Source organism: Bacillus sp. NPDC077411, assembly GCF_044543425.1.
Classification (GTDB): domain Bacteria; phylum Bacillota; class Bacilli; order Bacillales; family Bacillaceae_G; genus Bacillus_A; species Bacillus_A bruguierae.
Window position 1 is genome coordinate 191,238 of record NZ_JBITWA010000006.1, and the last position, 20,617, is coordinate 211,854.

Here is a 20,617-nt window from a genome sequence, read left to right on the forward strand (position 1 = left end):
AGAGTTGTAAATACAAGTCCTTTATCCTAACTGTTCTACTTCTTTATGATTACGAATCGTTTCAAACCATGCATATAACTGCTGATATGTGCTATAAACCAGTTCCTTTTCTAATTGTAATTGGTTTATTTTCTCACGATACGTGTTTGATTCCGTTAAATCACGCTTTTTCATTTCTTCCGCCATAAAAATGACACCGTCTTTTATTGTAACAAATTCTAACTCAAAAAACACCTGTGTCATGAAATTTACTGTATCTTTTGACCACCCTTTATGACGGCAAAGCTGCTCACCATATTGACGAAGCGAAAATGGTGCTTTTTGATGTAGGAATGAATAGTACCATTTAAAATGTTCTCTCGTCGGAACCGTACTAAATAAATGATTGTTTTCTTGATAAAAAACAGTATAGATGCGGGCCGGGAATCCTTTTTCACATATGTGCTTTAAATCTTCTGTTACATCTGGTAAATCAAGAACAACAACATAACGATCTTCTAATGTTATCACATCTTTAGCGTGTACAACATAATCGTTATATGCTTCTAAAGAAAATTTTTGCAGTGCTTCTTCCTTAAAATAGACGATTATCAATTTATCACTCGAAAGATCAGCTAAATTCGTTTCTACATTACGCATACTACGCCAATCAAATAATTGCCAAGCTTCTACAGCAATGTCTTGAACCATAATTTGTGGTTTACGGAAATTATTCCATTCATTAATAGAAGCTTCTCCAACAATCGATACGTGCGCAACAGGAGAAATTTCTTTTGCCAATGTCCCGAAACCAAAGCCAATGCTATCTAATGTCGCTTGTCCATCACGAAGTGTCATTTTCAAATGTGAACCATCGGAACCAATAGCACGAATACTTTCCAGACTTGCATCTTTCACAGCGATGCGCGGCTTTGGATTCCCAACACCGAACGGAGCAAGCTTTTGCATTTCTTCTATTGCAGCAAGTGTGACATCTTCCACTTTACACACTACATCTACCGTAGTAACCGGGATAAAATCCTCATCTGATAGCAATGCAGTAGCTTGCTCGTTTAAGCGTCGGCGCAATTCATCGACATCATCTATACTAAGGGTCATACCAGCAGCCATTGGATGCCCGCCAAAATGCGGTAAAATATCCCGGCAATCTGATAAATTCGCGTACAAATCAAACCCTTCAATACTACGAGCTGATCCTTTTGCCGTACCTTTTTCAGGATCAATACTTAGCACAATTGTCGGACGGTAAAAGCGATCTACGAGCTTTGAAGCAACAATCCCAATTACGCCGGGATTCCACCCTTCTTTTGCCAAAACTAATACTGCATTCTCTTCTGGTGGATAATGTGTTTCTACTTCTGCAATCGCTTCTTCTGTAATTTGCTTTACAATATCTTTTCGTAATTTGTTCAATTCATCAATTTCTTGTGCGAGTTCTTTTGCTTCTTCTATGTCTTCTGATAATAATAAATGGACAGCTGGCGCTGCATCTTCTAATCGTCCAACCGCATTAATGCGTGGTCCAATTGCAAACCCTACACTTTCTTCTGTAATTTCACCTTGCGAAATATTAGCAACTTTAAACAGCGCCTGTAGTCCCACTCGCTGCGTTGTTCGCAATTTTTTCAATCCGCGCTGCACAAGCAGACGGTTTTCACCATAAAGAGGCACTAAATCGGCTACTGTACCAATAACAGCAATTTCTAATAAATGTTCTGGTACACTCCCAAGCAATGCATGAGCAACTTTAAACGCAACACCAACACCTGCTAAATAGTGAAATGGATATACGCCACCCTCTAACTTCGGATGAATGATAGCCAAAGCTTCCGGTAATTCTGGCGGCGGCTCATGATGGTCAGTAATAATTAAATCAATGCCGAGCTCCTTCGCAACCTGCGCCTCATGAACGGCTGCAATCCCTGTATCAACCGTAATGATAAGCGAGAAACCAGCACGGTGCGCCCAGCGAAACGCTTCTTCATTCGGTCCATACCCTTCTGTAAACCGGTTCGGAATATAAAACTCTACATCCGCCCCGAGTTCTTGCAATGCTAGAAATAAAATGGTTGTACTACTAACACCGTCCGCATCATAGTCACCGAAAATTAAAATTTGTTCACCGTTTTGAATCGCTTGGCGAACGCGCTCTACAGTACGATCCATACCTTTAAGTAAAAAAGGATCGTGAAATTCTTGCTGCTCTGTATTTAAAAAATCCACAATCTTTTCTTCTGTATCTAAACCTCTATTTAATAATAACGAAGTAACAAGAGATGACAATTGAAGTTTATTTGCCAATTGTCCTACAAGCTCCTCATTATTATCCTTTTCTTTCCAACGCGTCTTCGGTTGTAACACGACATCACCCCTTAACTTGTCTATTATACTAGACAGACTAAGGGGTGACAATGAGGTTTGACTAACCAATTAGGCTCTTACAGGTAGCCCTTCTCCTACATTAATCAGGAGAATATGGATTAATGTGAACGAAAACATTTTGCACATGATCTTGCTGCATGAGCATCTCTTTCACACGTTTACCAATGCGATGCCCCTCTTCTACCGTAATGTATGGATCAACAGACACTTTAATATCAACAATGACATAGTGTCCATGCTCTCTTGCATATAGCGAGCCTATTTTCTTAATTCCTTCTACTTGCATAACCGCTTCTCTCATCGGAATGATATCTTCCTCATGAAGCACATGATCCAACGTTGTATGAATCGCTTCTTTTCCAATATCCCAAGCCATTTTTATAACGAGTAAAGATACAAATAAACCAGCAACTGGATCAGCATATACAAGCCACTCCATTCCCAGTTTATCGCCTATAATCGCCGCTCCAATACCAATTAAAGCTGCAATTGATGAAAACACATCTGAACGATGCTCATACGCGTTTGCAATAATAGCATCACTATTTATTCTTTTGCCTAACTGATATTTGTATCGAAACATCCCTTCTTTCACAACAATAGAAAGAAGTACAGCAATCACAGTAATCCAGCGCGGAGGCTCAAGCACTTGTGTAAGAGCTTTAACAGAAGAAATAACAATTTCAATTCCGACAATAAATAAAAGAACAGCTACAATAATTGCAGAAATAGATTCCGCTTTTCCGTGCCCATATGGATGATCCTCATCAGGCGGTTGCTTTGCTGCACGCAGTCCAAAAAAGACTGCTAATGAGCCAATCACATCCGAACCAGAATGAACCGCATCCGCCATAAGCGCCTTACTATTTCCAATATATCCAATGACTGCTTTGACAATCGCAAGCACAATATTGCCGACAATTCCAATAATTGCCCCAAACTCCGCTTGTTTAAAACGTTCATCTTTTTCCATAATCGAAACCCTTTCTTTCATCAACGTACACGTTATCCCGCTACTCGTGGACAGTAAGACCCCCACCTCAAGATTCCGCGAAAAACGTTGTCCAGCTCTAGCGGCTAGAATCTCCGGTCGTTTCGCCCCCTCGGACGAGGCAAAAAACGCCTCTCCGTCAGGGGCGCGGGCGTCCTATGATTCTGAGCGAGCCGCTTCCGCTTTTCTAAAGAAGATAGGTGGGGATAACTGTCCGTAAAAGCCCGCACTAACCTTCACTTTATTCTATCCCAGAACAAAAAAAGAAATGCCTGCAAAGAGGCATCTCTTTTCGTTCAAATTCAAGTGATTTTTCTTATACTTGCGGTTCAGATGTCTTTACTTCCACTTTCTTCTGACCTTTTCCTTTTTTCAAACGGCGGTTTTCAAGCATCAGCCAAATTTGGGATGCAACGAAAACAGAAGAGTAAGTACCAACAATTAAACCGACAAATAATGCAATTGAGAAGTTACGCAATGACTCACTGCCGAAAATTAATAATGTAATAACAGGTAGTAACACTGTCATAACTGTATTGATAGAACGACCGATTGTTTGACGAATACTCGCATTCACAATCTCTTCTAAATCGCTTAATGTGCGAATTTTTTGTTTCTGTTTGTACAACTCACGATTTCGGTCAAACGTAACAATCGAATCGTTAATAGAATAACCGATAATTGTTAGCACTGCTGCGATAAACGTTAGATCGACTTCTAAGTGAAGTAAACTGAACACAACGATAATGAAGAATGCATCGTGCAGAAGTGCTAATACTGCTGATAATGCATATGTAAAGCGGAAACGGATGCTCACATATAAAATGATAACAACTGATGCAATCAGTACAGCAATAAACGCATTTCGTGCAATTTCTTTCCCAATTGTTGGAGAAACTGTACTTACGTTTGGCTCTGTACCATATTTATCGTGGAAGACTGTTTTTACTTTCGTAATATCATCTTTTGATAGTACACCAATTGTACGAACAGCAAATCCTTTATTATCGTTACCTGTTGGCACGATATCTTCTGGCTTCACATCTATTTTCAAATCATGCAATTCTTTTTGTACTTGTGATACTGTTATCGCTTGATTTGTTTTAATATCCATGCGCGTACCACTTGCAAAATCAATCCCAAGGTTTAATTTAAAAATTGGTAAAATAATTGAACCTGCAATCATGACAACAACAGAGAACCAGAAAAATTTATGTCCGATACTAACAAAGTTAATACGGTCAAATTTCGTCGGTGCATGTTCTACACCTTTTGATAACGGAATAACTTCCTTCGGTTTTACACCAAAGTAAGAATATTTTTTATCAAAGTAACGGCTCTTAACAAGTAAACTCAGTAAAAAACGTGTACCATATACATTGGTAATGAAGCCGACTAAAATACTTACAATTAAACTTGTCGCAAACCCTTTAACAGAGCTATTACCATATGCAAATAAGACAGCCGCTGCTGCAAGTGTTGTAACATTCGCATCTAAAATGGTTGATAACGAACGCTGATTACCTGCACGATATGCTGATAACATCGATTTTCCGATGCGCAGTTCTTCTTTCAGCCTTTCATACGTAATAACGTTGGCATCAACCGCAATTCCGACCCCGAGCACAAGTGCTGCTATACCCGGCAATGTGAGAACCGCGTGCATCCAATTGAATACGAGTAACGTTATGTAAATATATAGACCAAGCATAATTATCGCTACAAAACCAGGTAGACGATAGAACACAATCATAAACAAGAAAATAAGAGCTATACCGATTGCACTCGCAAAAATTGTTTTTTGTAGTGCTTGCTCACCAAATTTTGCTCCAACAGAAGTAGAGTAAATTTCTTTTAAATCAACAGGAAGCGCTCCGGCATTTAACAACTCTGAAAGTTGTTTCGCGCTCTCTACTGTAAAGTTTCCACCAACAATAGATACTTCCGCTTGATTAAACACTTGATTCACAGTAGCTGCTGATAAATATTTCGGTTTTGGTTTTGCTGCTTCTGCCTTGTAAGAATCTTTTCCTTCTTCAAAGTCAAGCCAAATTACCATTAAATTATTCGGCTTCATGCTTAATATTTTCTCAGTCACTTGACGGAATTTATCAGCACTCTTTAATTTTAAGCTAACACTTGGTCGTCCTTGCTCATCAAATGTTTGCTTTGCACCATCCGTTGCTAAATCCGCACCGTCCATTAGAATGTTATCATTCACATCACGGAACGTTAATTTCGCTTGAGTTGATAATACATCTCGCGCTTGCTGTTGATCTTTGATGCCAGCAAGCTGCACACGAATGCGATCATTTCCTTCAATTTGGATATTCGGTTCGCTTACACCAAGAACGTTTACACGTTTTTCGAGTGCACCAACCGTACTCACAAGAGTATCCCTGGTAACTTTATCCCCTTTTTTCGCTGGCTTTACTTCATATAAAATTTCAAAGCCGCCTCGAAGATCAAGTCCGAGGTTAATTCCTTTTGTAATGTTTTTTGTCGTTGCTCCAATGATTCCTCCAATTAATAACACAACGAGGAAAAAGGCAACGATTCTGCTGCTTCGCTTTGCCATATGTTTCTTGTTCCTCCTTTGAACAAAAGCGCTTGTTCCAAAATTACCTCTTTATCAATACTCATTATTATACTGCAAGAGGAAGAACAAACCAATTACAACCTTATTATTTATTTTCATATTCATCAAACGACCAAAGCGGTGCTTGATACGCCTTCAGCGTTAAATATGTCATATAATCGCTAGCTGTTAACGTTAACACATCATTTACAAGCTCATACAATCTGACATCGGGCCCTACTTTTTTCCACTTTTTGTCCTTTAAACATTTCCATACGTCTTCTAGTGTAACACGTTCATAGCCGAGCATGTGAAACTCTTCCACTTTACTGTCTAAAACAATTTGTAATTGTTCACGGTACACTTCTATTAATCCCTCTTTCTCAGCCACTTCTATCTCATCTCCCTCTGGTCACAGATTTCTCATTTCAAAAGCTTGTCATGCTTATCTTATTCATGCATATAAATTATTGTAAATCATTCCACTGATTTTGAGAAGGTAGGAGAAAACAATGACGAAACAAACCTTTTTACGAGGTGCTTTTATTTTAATGTTCGCCGGCTTTATTACAAAAATATTAGGCTTTATTAATCGCATTGTGATGGCGCGTATTTTAGGCGAAGAAGGTGTTGGGTTATATATGATGGCTGTGCCAACATTTATATTAGCTATTACCATTACACAAATCGGTCTTCCAGTTGCCATTGCAAAACTAATCGCTGAAGCAGAGGCGACACATGATAAACAACAAGTTAAAAGAATATTAACCGTTTCATTGGCCATTACCTCGGTCATTAGTATTCTATTAACAATCGGAATTATGCTTCTTGCTCCTTTATTAGCAGAAACATTACTAACTGATAAACGAACCTACTATCCATTAATCGCTATTTTACCGGTTGTGCCTGTTATTGCTGTTTCCTCTGTGCTGCGCGGTTATTTCCAAGGGAGACAAAACATGAAGCCGAGTGCCTATGCACAAGTACTAGAACAAGTCGTTCGCATTACTATTATTGCTGTATGCATTCGCTTTTTCTTACCATATGGAGTGGAATACGCAGCAGCAGGTGCCATGCTCTCAGCTGTACTTGGAGAAATTGCTTCTCTGTTATTTCTATTAACATTGTTTCAAAGAGAAAAACATCTTTCCATACGTTCTCATTTTATAAGTACTGTAAAAGAAAGTAAAAGTACCTTTTATTCTTTAATGGATATTGCGCTTCCTACAACAGGAAGCCGCTTAATTGGATCTATTTCTTACTTTTTCGAACCAATTGTTGTTATGCAAAGTTTAGCAATTGCCGGAGTTGCAGCTTCTATCGCAACGCAGCAATACGGTATCTTAAATGGATATGCCTTTCCACTTTTGTCTCTGCCAGCCTTTATTACATATGCTCTTTCTACGGCACTTGTTCCTTCTATTAGCGAAGCAAACGCAAAAAAACAACGTCGTTTAGTAGAGCATAGACTACAGCAAGCGCTACGCATCTCTCTTATCACAGGCGGCTGGTCTGTTGTCATTTTATATATATTCGCTTCCCCTATTTTAACGCTTATGTACGGTTCCGATAGCGCTACTCTTTTCATTCAAGTGCTTGCACCTTGCTTTTTATTTCACTATTTTCAAGGACCACTCACTTCTGTATTACAAGCTCTAAATTTAGCGCGAGCGGCCATGATGAATACATTTATCGGAGCAATTGTAAAATTACTTGTTATTTTCGTCCTGGCCTCACAACCACAGTTTCAAATGATGGGCGTCGCTCTTGCAATTGCAGCCAATATCGTTACAGTTACTTTACTTCACTATGCAACTGTCTTAAAAAAAATTACGTTTACTATTTATATAAAAGATTATGTATACGGTTTACTTGCTATTATCATCTCCGGGGGAGTAGGTTACTACATACATAAACATCTTACCTTTTCTCCTTCACTTGGCAAGCAAACATTATGGGAAGTACTATCTACTACGATACTATATGTATTCCTGTTAATCCTTTTTCGAATTATTCGAAAAGAAGAATTACTAAGACTCCCTATTCTTCGCAAATTTTCTTTTTTAAAATAAAAACAGCTATCGAATTTATTTCGATGGCGATTTTTATTTCATAAGCTGCAATGGCTTTTGGTAATAGACAAGTGTTGTACAATCATTCAATCGTTTACTAACACCAGTCTGTACAAAACCCATTTTTTCATACAGATAACAGTTCCGTTTTTCCTCTAAAATTGTGGCTAACTCCCAACTTGTTGCTTGCGGGAACATCTCTTCTAGTAACAATATTACTTTTTGAGCAATTCCTTTTCCTTGATACTTCGGAAGAATAAACATAGGACTGATCCAAAACTTGGTTGTCCCTTCTTTCCAAACTACACATACAGCACCAACAACGGCCTTATTATACATGATTTTATAAAATCCACCATGCGGATTATGAATTCTTGTAATGACTCTATCAAGCTTCTCGTTTGCAGGATTCGTATTATAATCTTGGTATGTTTCCAATAACGGCAGAAAAGCCTCTACTTGCATCGCATAAATCAATTCCGCGTCAGAAACTGCAGCTTTTTCTAGTGCGATTCCCATATCATTCACTCCAAATCAGACTTCTTTGCACTTTCATATTCGACATAGTTCTATGAAGTCCTGTTTGGAGCATATATTTACTCATCTTTTAAATCAACAAAAAACTGACCGTTTTGAAAACTACAATATGAAATCTTCTCAATATCTGTATGCCCCAGTTTCTTTAACTTATCCTCCAGCCATATATCGGTATGTTCCATCATGTATAAATGTTTTTTCTGAATTTCTCCATCAATAATAAGTGGAACTGAAAATAATGGTGTGTCATTTTTACTTTTTTGTTTTTCAAATACTGATAATCTTCCCGATGGCTCTAAAATCGCATACTCTATATCACGTATATCACCGATACTTTGCTCGCGTAATTGCATAAGTAAATCATCCATGTTATAACGCTGTTTACGCATTTGCTTCTCATCAATCTTCCCCTCACGTATGATAATAGCCGGCTCCCCTTCTAATATATGACGAATACGCTGACTTTTTAGCGAGACAAGGGATAACACAATTTGAATAAGCATAATCAGCACCATCGGAACGAGTTGATGCCAAATTGCTTTATCCATATTTTCAATTGCAATAACCGCCATTTCACCAAGCATAATAAATACAACTAAGTCTAAAACACTTAATTCACCAATTTCGCGTTTTCCCATCAGCCGAAAAATAATTAACATCACACTGTATAAAAGAATTGTTCGAAAGATAATTTGAAGTAGTTCCATCTTTCATTTCCTTCCTCGTCGCAATTTCTATATATTAGTTTCCCCGCACAAAAAGAAACTAGTCTAACTTAGCAAAAGAAGAAATATGCTTGTATTAGAAAGGAGAGATGCTCTATGGATGGAACTAGAAAATTATCAATTGCAGTTGGATTCGGCATCGTTACCTTGCTTATTTTTGCTTGCCTAGCAAGTATCATCATTGCTTTATTATTGAAGTTTACAAACATAAATGAAAGAACTTTATCCATCGCACTTCTTGTCCTCGCAATTGTATCGACAGTAATCGCTGGATTTGTTGCTGGAGTAAAAGCACAAGGAAAAGGATGGTTTGTCGGTGGATCTACTGGAGTTGTATTTGCTATTCTCGTATTTCTTGTAAATTATTTAGGCTTTTCATCGGCGTTATCGAACGTACAGCTTCTATATCAACTTGTACTTATTGCGGCAAGTACAATTGGAGGCATACTTGGAGTCAATATCGGTAAGCGCACAACATATTAAAAAAAAGCCCTGTATTTTCAGGGCTTTTTCATTAGTTTTTCACAACGTCGCGAATTGCACTGCGATCAAATGTAAGGTGTGAACCACCAGATTTAATCACAATTGTTGTATCGTTTACAGATTCAATTGTACCGTGTAAGCCGCCAATTGTGACGATTGCATCGCCTTTTTTCAGTTCGCTTTGCATTTGCGCTACAGCCTTTTGACGTTTTTGTTGTGGACGAATTAGTAAGAAGTAGAAAATCGCAAACATCGCAACGATCATGATAATATTCATCATACCTGGATTCATCTTTTATGCCTCCTTAATTATTATGTATTAGAAGTTTTTAGCATTCGGTTTATTAAAACCATATTGTTCAAAGAACTCATCACGGAAATCTCCAAGACGGTCTTCACGAATGGCTTGTCTCACCTGCTCCATTAATTTTAACAGAAAATGCAGGTTGTGATAAGACGTTAAACGAATTCCGAATGTTTCATCACATTTCATTAAGTGACGAATGTACGCACGTGAATAGTTTTTACATGTATAACAATCACAATTCGGATCAAGCGGACCAAAGTCTTTCGCAAATTTTGCATTTTTTACAACTAAGCGGCCTTCACTTGTCATACACGTACCGTTTCGCGCAATACGAGTTGGAAGTACACAGTCGAACATATCAATACCGCGGATTGCACCATCAATTAACGAATCTGGTGATCCAACGCCCATTAAATAACGCGGCTTGTTATCAGGAAGAAGCGGTGTTGTAAATTCAAGCACACGGTTCATAATATCTTTCGGTTCCCCAACGGATAAACCACCAACTGCGTAACCCGGAAAATCCATTGAAACAAGGTCGCGTGCACTTTGACGACGAAGCTCTTCAAACTCTCCGCCCTGTACAATACCAAATAGACCTTGATCCTCTGGACGCTGATGTGCTTTTAAGCAACGTTCTGCCCAGCGGCTCGTACGCTCTACTGATTTTTTCATATACTCAAATGTTGCCGGAAACGGCGGACACTCATCAAACGCCATCATAATATCAGAACCAAGTGCATTTTGAATTTCCATTGCCTTTTCTGGTGATAGGAACAATTTATCCCCGTTTAAGTGATTACGGAAATGAACACCTTCTTCTTCAATGCGGCGGAAGTCACTTAAACTAAATACTTGGAAGCCGCCAGAATCTGTTAAAATCGACCGATCCCAGTTCATAAATTTATGCAAGCCGCCTGCCTCACGCACAATTTCATGACCAGGACGAAGCCATAAATGATACGTATTACTTAAAATAATACCCGCATCCATTGCTTTTAACTCTTCTGGTGACATTGTTTTTACAGTTGCAAGTGTTCCAACTGGCATAAAAATCGGCGTTTCAAATGAACCATGCGGTGTATGAACACGTCCTAAACGTGCACCCGTTTGTTTACATGTTTTAATTAATTCATAACGTATTGCTGTCATATCTTTACTCCTTTTTATTTCTTTTCTACTTGAGAGTGAGATGCAACAAACATCGCATCACCGAAGCTAAAGAAACGATACTTTTCTCTTACCGCTTCATTGTAGGCATGAAGAACATTTTCTCTTCCTGCAAATGCACTCACAAGCATAATTAATGTTGACTTTGGCAAATGGAAGTTTGTAATTAAACCATCGATCGCTTTAAATTCATATCCTGGATACATAAAAATATCAGTCCAGCCAGAAGCGGCGCAAATCTTGCCATTATTATCTGTTGCAATTGTTTCAAGCGTACGCGTTGATGTTGTTCCAACAGTAATAATACGGCCACCTTCTTGCTTCACACGATTTAGAAGGTCTGCTGTTTCCGCTGACATATGATAATATTCCGCATGCATATGATGTTCTTCAATTGTATCTGCAGAAACCGGTCTAAATGTCCCAAGACCAACATGAAGCGTAATAAACGCTAAATGAATGCCTTTTTTCTTCAGTTCTTCTAACAGCTCTTCTGTAAAATGAAGCCCTGCTGTTGGCGCTGCTGCTGAACCAACTTCACGTGCAAATACCGTCTGATAACGGTCACGGTCTTCAAGTGTTTCTTTAATATACGGAGGAAGCGGCATTTCCCCAAGTTCATCTAAAATTTCATAGAAAATACCGTCATACGAAAATTCTAAATGACGGCCACCTTGATCGCCAGTTCCAACACATGTTGCTTTTAGTTTTCCCTCACCAAAAGAAATTACCGTTCCTTCTTTCACACGTTTCGCCGGTTTAACAAGTGTCTCCCAAGTATCGCCATCTTCTTGCTTTAATAAAAGCACTTCAATATGTGCCCCTGTATCTTCTTTTACACCGTGCAAACGAGCAGGCATTACTTTCGTTTCATTTAAAACTAAGCAATCACCTTCATGTAAATAAGAAAGAATGTCAGTAAAATGCTTATGCTGAATCTCGCCAGTTTCACGATCTAGCACCATTAACCTTGATGTTTCTCGCTCTTCAAGTGGTATTTGTGCAATGAGTTCTTCTGGTAAATAAAAATCAAACAGATTAATATCCATAACTTATGTTCACCTATTTCTATCTAAATCGATTTATTACATACATAATAAAAGATAATACAATACTTATCACAATACACGTAATGACAGGAAAATAAAAGGTAACTTTCCCCTTTTTCACAAAAATATCGCCTGGAAGCCTACCTATAAAGTGAAACTTCCAAGCCAATCCAACAACAATGAAGAAAATACCTACTGTAATGAGCAGCTTTGGCATATCCGTCATGCTTGTGGCATCTCCATTCCGAAATGTTCATATACAAGCGGTGTAACAATACGGCCTCGTGGTGTTCTTTGTAGGAAACCAATTTGTAATAAATACGGCTCATACACATCTTCAATTGTGTGTGATTCTTCTCCAATCGTTGCGGAAACTGTTTCTAATCCAACTGGACCACCGCGGAACTTTTCAATAATACCAAGCAATAATTTATGGTCAATATGATCGAGTCCAAGCTTATCTACTTGTAGTAGTTCAAGTGCCATTTGCGCAATTTCTATCGTAATCGTTCCATCACCTCGAACTTGTGCAAAATCACGTACACGGCGCAATAAACGATTCGCAATACGAGGCGTACCTCGTGCACGCCTTGCGATTTCTAAAGCAGCTAAGGAGTCGATTTCAACTTCAAACACTTCTGCAGTACGCCTTACAATAGCTGACAACTGATCAACTGTGTAATATTCTAAACGAGATAATACACCGAAGCGATCTCGAAGCGGTGCAGATAACGCTCCTGCCCGCGTTGTTGCCCCAATTAACGTAAACGGCGGTAAATCAAGCCGAACTGAGCGTGCTGTCGGGCCTTTTCCAATAACTATATCAAGACAAAAATCTTCCATTGCTGGATACAACACCTCTTCAATTGAACGATGTAAACGGTGAATTTCATCAATAAATAAAACATCACCTGGTTGAAGTGCTGTTAATACTGCTGCTAAATCACCTGGCCGTTCAATTGCTGGTCCTGACGTTGTACGAATATTCACGCCCATTTCATTCGCAATAATATTTGCTAATGTCGTTTTTCCAAGTCCTGGCGGTCCATATAATAATACGTGATCTAACGTTTCTTCACGCATTTTCGCCGCCTCAATAAATACTTCTAGATTATGCTTTGCTTTATCTTGGCCAATATATTGACGGAGCGTTTGTGGTCTTAACGAATATTCTAAGTCCGCATCTTCATACGCGGATTCTCCTGAAACGAGACGTTCGTCCATTCTACTCACCTCTTACCATTTAGTAAAAGACTAAGTGCCTTTTTAATATATTGATCCGTCGTAAGTGATTCTTTTAATAATTCTGGCACGACGCGAGATACTTCTCGCTCTGCATATCCAAGTGCTCTAAGCGCTTCTAGTGCTTCATCAAGCTCCGCAGATGTTCCTTTCTTCTCATCGAAACGTTCTGCATCTGAGAATAAGTCGGCAAAAGCGTCAGGCACAACATCTGCCAATTTTCCTTTTAAATCTAAAATCATTTGACGCGCTGTTTTCTTCCCGACGCCAGGGAACTTCACTAAAAATTTTTCATCCTCATGTTCAATCGCTTGTACAACCTGCCCCGTTTGACCTGAAGCTAAAATCGCGAGCGCTCCCTTCGGTCCAATCCCCGATACACCTAAAAGCTTTGTAAATAGTAAGCGCTCTTCACGTGTTTTAAATCCGTAAAGGGCCATTATATCTTCTCTTACATAATGATATGTATATACACGAAGTTCTTGTTTACTTCTTTGGAATACATACGGATTTGGTGTGAAAATCTGATAACCAATTCCGTTATGATCAAGAACGATATATTCCGGTCCTACATATTCCACATAACCTGTAATATATTCAAACAAAACTGTATCTCTCCCTCTCAAATCATGTATTCCATTTTAACATAAATAACGATAAAAATGCGAGGTTCCCCCAACAAATGTTCTCTATCCTATTTTTCATTTTCATATTGACAGAATGCTCTCGAAAAATGATTTTAGCAAAACAAAAATAAGAAACAAGCCGTAGCTATCTTACGCTACGGCTGTTTCCATTTCTCATAGAATATTGTTCCATATCTTTCATCACTTTCACAAACCGCTCTTTTGACTTCACTCGAATTCCTCGCTTCAGCTGTTCACGCTGATAGCTCTTCATCTTTTTCATATCGATTTGAAAGAAGGAATGAATGGCATTGTCATTTTCCGGCACACCGTTAAAAATTTGGAGAATTCCCTCTTTTGAAACTCCAAAATACCCACTCGTTTTTAATAACGGTGAAATATCATCAATGCGCTGTTGCAATACAATTTGTACATCATCTCGATCAACGAGTTGCCAATCTTTATATTGCTCGAAAAGCTTTTCTAAATTCACAACTTCTTCTCTAAAAATCTCCTGACTCACTTCCCCGTCTAAATATATACGCTGCAACATGATTGTAATTTGAGGTTCCTGCTGGGCTTCATTACCCGAACTCTCTGCCGATGCTACACTCGATTCATGATACAAACAAAACGCAGCTAGTACAATCTGCATAGCAACGATCATGAACTTCATATACTGTCACCTCTTTTAGGGAAAATAAAAAACTTCTATTTACAGTTTGACCGAAAGTAGAAGTTTTATGCCCCTTAGAAGATTCGAAGTTAGATATCTCGAAAAGCAGCATTAACTCATTATATAGATACAAATTAAAAACCCCTTGCTTTTTAGGTGGGCGAGAGCATCTGGCCATACATAGAAGCGGTCAGGGCCTTTTTCTGCCACATGCAAGGTTTAAAACAAAAGGAGAAAGCAAGTAGCGGTTATGTCGTATTCTGCATAGCAGCAATTGATATGTCGAAACATTAAAATGAATTTGTATTGAATAGATTTTTTGTCAATAAAGAATGAGGTGTACAAGATTAAGAATATAAAAAAGCGGAATAAGCTCTTCAACCTATTCCGCTACCATTTTCTATATAAATAAGAAAGACGCCTGTCATGCAGGCGTCTTGATGCGTTTACGGCGAGAGACCAGGCGGCCACATCCGCGTGTTTAGCACTTAAGCATATCTCTCGTCTTACGTAAATTAGCTCATCGCTTTGTTAATATAACATTAATGCTAAGAGAAAGCAAGAAAAAAATAATAATCAAAAACGCTGTCTCTAAAAAAGGATCATTTCACAAAATGTCGAATATGGAGAACACTTATAAAGAAAGGATATAGAATGATGACACAAGTAATCTTATTTAGGGGAAAAATATGTACCGGTAAAACAACAATATCAAATTCTGTAGGCACACAACTACATATACCGGTTATTCATAAAGACGATCTATATGACTCTATCGCTGAACACATAACAGATCATTTCATTCGAAACAAAATTTGCTTTAGTATTCTATTCCGATTGTTAGAATCCACTCTTGCTTGCAATGCAACCATTATTATCGATTTCGGTTATAACCACTTAGATGATGTTCTGAAATTAAAATCTTGGGTCGAACAACGAAAAGGGATTTTAACGTCTATTTCATGTACTTGTAGTGATGAATCTGTCTGGGCGCGTCGACTAAATGAACGAAAAACAAATCCTCAGCCAAATCAACTCATCACAGACTTACATGAATTAAAACAACATTATAGTACAATTAATACAGACTTATTAGCAGATGAACTTCAATTAGACTGCATAGAAGATATTCATTTATTAACAGAAAAAGCGATACATTACATAAATAAAAAGAAGGGGAAATAATATCTCCCCTTCCTTCCATTATCGCACCACGTTAGTTACATTCGTACGAAGGTCTCGGAACATATTTGTTACATCACGATTTAAATCATTTGTAATTGTTCCATTTCGTAGCTGCGTACTCATTGTATCAACGCGAGTAAACATATCTGCTTTCGCTGTTACATAGACATTACGATTGTTCACAAGAGGCGCAACAGTTTTGCGAATGTCATTTTCTAACGCTTTTTCGTCTGGATTGTTGCGAGTTTTGACCGCAATGACAACATCATTACCACGTACAACAGTAGAAACACGATCTACATTATCCATACCTTTTACTCGGTTGGTAACTGCTTCAGCTACTTTACCATCGTTGTTTATATACGTGTTGTTCATCGTAACATTGCGAGTTGGATATGGATTCGTCATTTGTCCATGATAATTTACATCGCGGTAATAATTGTATCCAACGTTATCACGACGATTGTGAATGTCTTGATTAATTTTTGTATACTTTACATTCCCATAATCGTCAGTTCTTGCATTGTTACGGTATGTGACATAATCTGTGTAACGGTCTGTACGTGCTACATTATCTCTATACGGAGAAGCATTCTCATACGATGTACGCTCATAATTATAAGTAGCATTACGATCCATTGCACTTTTATTTTTAGGTGTACCACATGCAGCTAATGCACTGGTAACTAACAAAGAAGCAGCAATAAGTTTAATTTTTTTGTTCAATGCAAAAACCCCCTCTGTTAGAATGAACTTTTCATTCGAAAAGCTCCCTCTTATCATGAGTCACAAAAGAGGTTTTTACACTGTAAGTATTTTACTTAAAATTCCGGAGATACCGCTGCTAAATAACGCTTATACTCCGAGCTGGCATGAAGGTGCTCAGTAATAAGGCCTTTTACATTTGCTACTTTTACCTTCGTTTGTAGCTTCTCAACAAGTTTTTCAATTTTTTGTTCCATTTCTGCTATTTTCTTTCTCAGCAGGGTTCATTTACTCTTATGGGACTATATTATATAATCTTTGCTGAATTTCCAAACAAATTCTCACAAAAAACCGTTCTTCATGAAAGAACGGCTTCCTAACACTCTTTTTAAGCTTCCTCTTCTTCTGGATAAGGTGCTCCAAATACAGAAGGAGAATTTTGTTGATAATACATTGTACCTGGCTGCAGCGCATGCGGAATATATGGATTTTGTTGATGAAATTCACGTGAAAAATAGGGCATACCTGGCTGTGGACTATACAATTGCGGTTCGTCATCACAACCGCAATCCTCTTGTACCGGCGCAATAGACGATGTATTATTATCCATTGTTACAGATGCGACATCTGGATTTGACATAGCAGTGTATTGCATATCATATTGTGGCATTCTTTGTATTGGCGGCATTCCTTGCATCGGCGGCATTCCTTGCATTGGCGGCATTCCTTGCATCGGCGGCATTCCTTGCATCGGCGGCATTCCTTGCATCGGCGGCATTCCTTGCATCGGCGGCATTCCTTGCATCGGCGGCATTCCTTGCATCGGTGGCATTCCTTGCATCGGTGGCATTCCTTGCATCGGTGGTGTACCGTAGTATGGACTTTGTTGATATGGCACCGGTTGCGGATATGATGGTTGATGCGAATACGGACTTGGTGCAAAAGGTGACATTTGATTGTTTTCCATCATCGGCATCATATTTGGCATTGGATTGCTTTCCATCATCGGCATCATGTTTGGCATTGGATTGCTTTCCATCATCGGCATCATGTTTGGCATTGGATTGCTTTCCATCATCGGCATCATATTTGGCATTGGATTATTTTCCATCATCGGCATCATGTTTGGCATTGGATTATTTTCCATCATCGGCATCATGTTTGGCATTGGATTGCTTTCCATCATCGGCATCATATTTGGCATTGGATTGCTTTCCATCATTGGCATCATATTTGGCATTGGGTTACTTCCCATCATCGGCATCATGTTTGGTATTTCACTGCTTTCCATCATTGGCATCATATTTGGCATTGGGTTGCTTCCCATCATCGGCATCATGTTTGGCATTGGATTGCTTTCCATCATTGGCATCATATTTGGCATTGGGCTGCTTTCCATCATCGGCATCACGTTTGGCATTTGGCTGTTTTCCATCATCGGCATTATGTTTGGTATTTCACTGCTTTCCATCATTGGCATCACGTTTGGCATTTGGCTGTTTTCCATCATTGGCATCATGTTTGGTATTTCACTACTTTCCATCATTGGCATCACGTTTGGCATTTGGCTGTTTTCCATCATTGGCATCACGTTTGGCATTTGATTCTCTTCCATGATTGGCATCGTAACATTAGGCGGGAGTACTTGCGGAATTTCTTTTGTAACATTTGGCATAACAACATCACTTACATTCTCTTTCTTCACTTCCGGTGCAACAATATTGCTTACATTTTCTTTCTTCACTTCCGGTGCAACAATGTTGCTTACATTTTCTTTCTTCACTTCCGGTGCAACAATGTTGCTTACATTTTCTTTCTTCACTTCCGGTGCAATAATATTGCTTACATTTTCTTTCTTTACTTCTGGTGCAACGACATTGCTTCCTTTCATTTTATTTACTTGCGGAGCAATTAAATCGTTCCCTTTTTTTATAATATCTGCAATTTTATATTCTTTCGCTGATTTGACTGGCGGTTGCGGTGGTTGTGGTAAAATGTTTACGGAAAATTTTGTGCTCTCCTTTTGTTTTTCTACTTTACTAACAGTCGGTTGCTTTTCAATAATAGGTTGTTTTTCCACCGGCTTCTCTTTTTGTATCGGTTGCTCCTTTTGCACTTCTTTTTGTATAGGCTGTTCTTTTTGCACTTCTTTTTGTATAGGCTGTTCTTTTTGCACTTCTTTTTGGGGTTTTATCTGCATTTCCTTCTGTCCCATTTGTGCTGCTGGCTTTTCTGTAATTGGTCCAGCTTGTGGAGCCATTTCTTCCTCTTCTTCTATACCAAGAGTTTTCGGTGCTACAGGGAATTCTTTTTGCTGTACTTCTTTTACATATTCTTTTGGAGGGACCGAACCAGCACCTGGATTTTTTTTAATTGGAATGCTATTGGATGGTACTTTAATTTTCATGCCAGGCATAATTAAGTCTGGATTACTGAGCTGTGCATTCGCTTTTTTTAATGTTTCAAAATCTACCCCGTACTTTTTCGCAATTTTCCAAAGGGTATCCCCTTTTTGCACGATATGAATTTTCAAATTTTCCCCCTCCTGTATAACTTATCTATAATAAAGTGAAACTTCCATCAGTGGAGATTTTCTTCATCCCCCGCTTATCTTATTCGCTTTTCTCTAAATCTTGAGGTACGGTCTTACTGTCCACAAATAGCGGGATAAAAACGAATATAAACACAATGATTGCTTCACCACAATGTATGCTCATAAAAGTAAAATTATGTACAAAAGAAAAAGCAACGGAAATCCGCCGCTTTTATACTCGCTCTAACATTCTGTTTAATGCAAGTACCGCTTCTTCCGTTACTTTTTTATCTACTTCAATTACATTTACATGCTCGCCGCGCAAGGTTGCTTCCAGTACCCATAGTAAATGTGGTAAGTCAATACGATTCATCGTTAAGCATGGGCACATAAATGGATTTAACGAAATAATTTCTTTATCTGGGTGCTGCTGAATAATACGATTAACTAAATTCATTTCTGTACCGATTGCCCACTTACTTCCAGACGGAGCTTTTTCAATCATATCAATAATATATTTTGTTGAGCCTGCATAATCAGAAGCTGTAACAACTTCATAGCAACACTCCGGATGAACAATAATATTCATATCCGGATGATTTCTCCTTACACTTTCAATATTTTTCACAGTAAAATTTTGATGGACAGAACAATGTCCTTTCCATAAAATAACTTGAACATCTTCCATATTCCCGTCATATTCCAATGAATCTGTGTGTGGGTCCCAAACTGCCATTTTTTCTAGCGGTACACCTAGGTCATATGCTGTATTACGTCCTAAATGCTGATCTGGTAAGAATAAAATCCGCTCTTTTTGTGTAAACGCCCATTTTACCATCTTTTTCGCATTAGAAGATGTAACTGTCGCACCGCCATTTCGGCCGCAAAATGCTTTAATCGCAGCTGTTGAATTTACATAGGTTAACGGAAGCATTGTATCTCCAAATAATTGCTGCAATTCTTTCCAAGCTCGCTCCGTTTGTTCAATATCAGCCATATCCGCCATAGAACAACCAGCTCGCATATCAGGAAGAATAACAATTTGTTCATCTGTTGTTAGCATATCAGCTGTTTCTGCCATAAAGTGAACACCACAAAATACAATATACTTTGCCTCTTTATTACGCGCCGCTACTTGTGCAAGCTGCAAGGAATCTCCCGTGGAATCTGAAAATTGGACAACCTCATCTTTTTGATAATGATGCCCTGGAATGAAAAGCTTCCCCCCTAACTTTTCTTTAATTTCACGAACACGCGCTTCCATCTCTTCAATTGACATTGTTTCATAACGATCTGGTAACATCGTTTCAATCGGTTGCACTGTCTCTAAAATATCCATCAGTGAAGTCCCCCTCT

Annotated in this window: 20 protein-coding genes; 3 read left to right on the forward strand and 17 right to left on the reverse strand. The window is 38.6% G+C overall.

Annotated features, from left to right (window positions below):
• Positions 1-21 precede the first annotated feature (21 nt).
• From recJ to ACIGHG_RS10860, 4 genes are all read right to left on the reverse strand, one after another.
• A complete protein-coding gene (gene recJ, locus ACIGHG_RS10845; protein ID WP_336471147.1) occupies positions 22-2,361 on the reverse strand; it encodes a single-stranded-DNA-specific exonuclease RecJ in 2,340 nt (779 codons plus the stop codon).
• Positions 2,362-2,461: 100 nt separating this feature from the next.
• On the reverse strand, positions 2,462-3,355 hold the full coding sequence (locus tag ACIGHG_RS10850; RefSeq protein ID WP_090919737.1) for a cation diffusion facilitator family transporter: 894 nt from the start codon (positions 3,353-3,355) through the stop codon (positions 2,462-2,464).
• Between the two features lie 334 nt (positions 3,356-3,689).
• A complete protein-coding gene (gene secDF, locus ACIGHG_RS10855) occupies positions 3,690-5,951 on the reverse strand; it encodes a protein translocase subunit SecDF (RefSeq protein ID WP_336471146.1) in 2,262 nt (753 codons plus the stop codon).
• Positions 5,952-6,057: 106 nt separating this feature from the next.
• Positions 6,058-6,342 (reverse strand): post-transcriptional regulator, encoded by a 285-nt coding sequence (locus ACIGHG_RS10860; protein WP_336471145.1) that lies wholly within the window; start codon positions 6,340-6,342, stop codon positions 6,058-6,060.
• Positions 6,343-6,463: 121 nt separating this feature from the next.
• Between ACIGHG_RS10860 and spoVB the strand changes: the two genes are divergently transcribed.
• Positions 6,464-8,023: a stage V sporulation protein B gene (gene spoVB, locus ACIGHG_RS10865; RefSeq protein ID WP_336471144.1), complete on the forward strand. Its 1,560-nt coding sequence runs from the start codon at positions 6,464-6,466 to the stop codon at positions 8,021-8,023.
• Positions 8,024-8,056: 33 nt separating this feature from the next.
• On the opposite strand, the gene ACIGHG_RS10870 is transcribed toward spoVB, so the two are convergent.
• Together ACIGHG_RS10870 and ACIGHG_RS10875 are read right to left on the reverse strand one after the other, a co-directional pair.
• On the reverse strand, positions 8,057-8,542 hold the full coding sequence (locus ACIGHG_RS10870) for a GNAT family N-acetyltransferase (protein WP_336471143.1): 486 nt from the start codon (positions 8,540-8,542) through the stop codon (positions 8,057-8,059).
• A gap of 77 nt (positions 8,543-8,619) precedes the next feature.
• The gene (locus tag ACIGHG_RS10875; RefSeq protein WP_336471142.1) at positions 8,620-9,267 is read right to left on the reverse strand and encodes a DUF421 domain-containing protein; all 648 of its coding nucleotides are present in this window, start codon (positions 9,265-9,267) and stop codon (positions 8,620-8,622) included.
• Between the two features lie 114 nt (positions 9,268-9,381).
• On the opposite strand from ACIGHG_RS10875, the gene ACIGHG_RS10880 reads away from it, so the two are divergent.
• The gene (locus tag ACIGHG_RS10880) at positions 9,382-9,768 is read left to right on the forward strand and encodes a TIGR04086 family membrane protein (RefSeq protein ID WP_090919719.1); all 387 of its coding nucleotides are present in this window, start codon (positions 9,382-9,384) and stop codon (positions 9,766-9,768) included.
• 31 nt (positions 9,769-9,799) lie between these two features.
• On the opposite strand, the gene yajC is transcribed toward ACIGHG_RS10880, so the two are convergent.
• From yajC to ACIGHG_RS10915, 7 genes are all read right to left on the reverse strand, one after another.
• Positions 9,800-10,060: a preprotein translocase subunit YajC gene (yajC, locus tag ACIGHG_RS10885; protein WP_090919716.1), complete on the reverse strand. Its 261-nt coding sequence runs from the start codon at positions 10,058-10,060 to the stop codon at positions 9,800-9,802.
• A gap of 27 nt (positions 10,061-10,087) precedes the next feature.
• A complete protein-coding gene (gene tgt, locus ACIGHG_RS10890) occupies positions 10,088-11,227 on the reverse strand; it encodes a tRNA guanosine(34) transglycosylase Tgt (RefSeq protein WP_090919713.1) in 1,140 nt (379 codons plus the stop codon).
• A 14-nt stretch (positions 11,228-11,241) separates the two neighbouring features.
• Positions 11,242-12,294 (reverse strand): tRNA preQ1(34) S-adenosylmethionine ribosyltransferase-isomerase QueA, encoded by a 1,053-nt coding sequence (gene queA / locus ACIGHG_RS10895; protein ID WP_396548409.1) that lies wholly within the window; start codon positions 12,292-12,294, stop codon positions 11,242-11,244.
• Positions 12,295-12,313: 19 nt separating this feature from the next.
• The gene (locus ACIGHG_RS10900) at positions 12,314-12,520 is read right to left on the reverse strand and encodes a DUF2905 domain-containing protein (RefSeq protein ID WP_336471140.1); all 207 of its coding nucleotides are present in this window, start codon (positions 12,518-12,520) and stop codon (positions 12,314-12,316) included.
• Positions 12,517-13,518, reverse strand: a complete 1,002-nt coding sequence (gene ruvB, locus ACIGHG_RS10905) for a Holliday junction branch migration DNA helicase RuvB (protein ID WP_139207768.1) — start codon at positions 13,516-13,518, stop codon at positions 12,517-12,519. Before ruvB ends, ACIGHG_RS10900 begins: the two co-directional genes overlap by 4 nt.
• Before the next feature lie 5 nt (positions 13,519-13,523).
• Positions 13,524-14,141 (reverse strand): Holliday junction DNA helicase RuvA, encoded by a 618-nt coding sequence (gene ruvA / locus ACIGHG_RS10910; RefSeq protein WP_336471139.1) that lies wholly within the window; start codon positions 14,139-14,141, stop codon positions 13,524-13,526.
• A gap of 166 nt (positions 14,142-14,307) precedes the next feature.
• The gene (locus ACIGHG_RS10915) at positions 14,308-14,838 is read right to left on the reverse strand and encodes a BofC C-terminal domain-containing protein (protein ID WP_336471138.1); all 531 of its coding nucleotides are present in this window, start codon (positions 14,836-14,838) and stop codon (positions 14,308-14,310) included.
• 654 nt (positions 14,839-15,492) lie between these two features.
• Here ACIGHG_RS10915 and ACIGHG_RS10920 point away from each other — a divergent pair.
• Positions 15,493-16,023, forward strand: coding sequence for a P-loop nucleotide/nucleoside kinase family protein (locus ACIGHG_RS10920; RefSeq protein WP_336471137.1), 531 nt, complete (start codon positions 15,493-15,495; stop codon positions 16,021-16,023).
• Between the two features lie 18 nt (positions 16,024-16,041).
• Here the strand turns inward: ACIGHG_RS10920 and ACIGHG_RS10925 are convergent, their stop codons facing one another.
• The 4 genes from ACIGHG_RS10925 to nadA form a co-directional block, all read right to left on the reverse strand.
• Complete coding sequence (locus tag ACIGHG_RS10925; RefSeq protein WP_336471136.1) at positions 16,042-16,749, reverse strand: YhcN/YlaJ family sporulation lipoprotein; 708 nt, start codon at positions 16,747-16,749, stop codon at positions 16,042-16,044.
• A 95-nt stretch (positions 16,750-16,844) separates the two neighbouring features.
• Positions 16,845-16,985 carry a hypothetical protein gene (locus ACIGHG_RS10930; RefSeq protein ID WP_336471135.1) on the reverse strand — a complete coding sequence of 47 codons (141 nt, stop codon included), beginning with the start codon at positions 16,983-16,985 and terminating at the stop codon, positions 16,845-16,847.
• Between the two features lie 131 nt (positions 16,986-17,116).
• On the reverse strand, positions 17,117-19,261 hold the full coding sequence (gene safA, locus ACIGHG_RS25680; protein ID WP_483861798.1) for a SafA/ExsA family spore coat assembly protein: 2,145 nt from the start codon (positions 19,259-19,261) through the stop codon (positions 17,117-17,119).
• Between the two features lie 232 nt (positions 19,262-19,493).
• Positions 19,494-20,600, reverse strand: a complete 1,107-nt coding sequence (gene nadA, locus ACIGHG_RS10940; protein WP_396548414.1) for a quinolinate synthase NadA — start codon at positions 20,598-20,600, stop codon at positions 19,494-19,496.
• Positions 20,601-20,617: the final 17 nt, after the last annotated feature.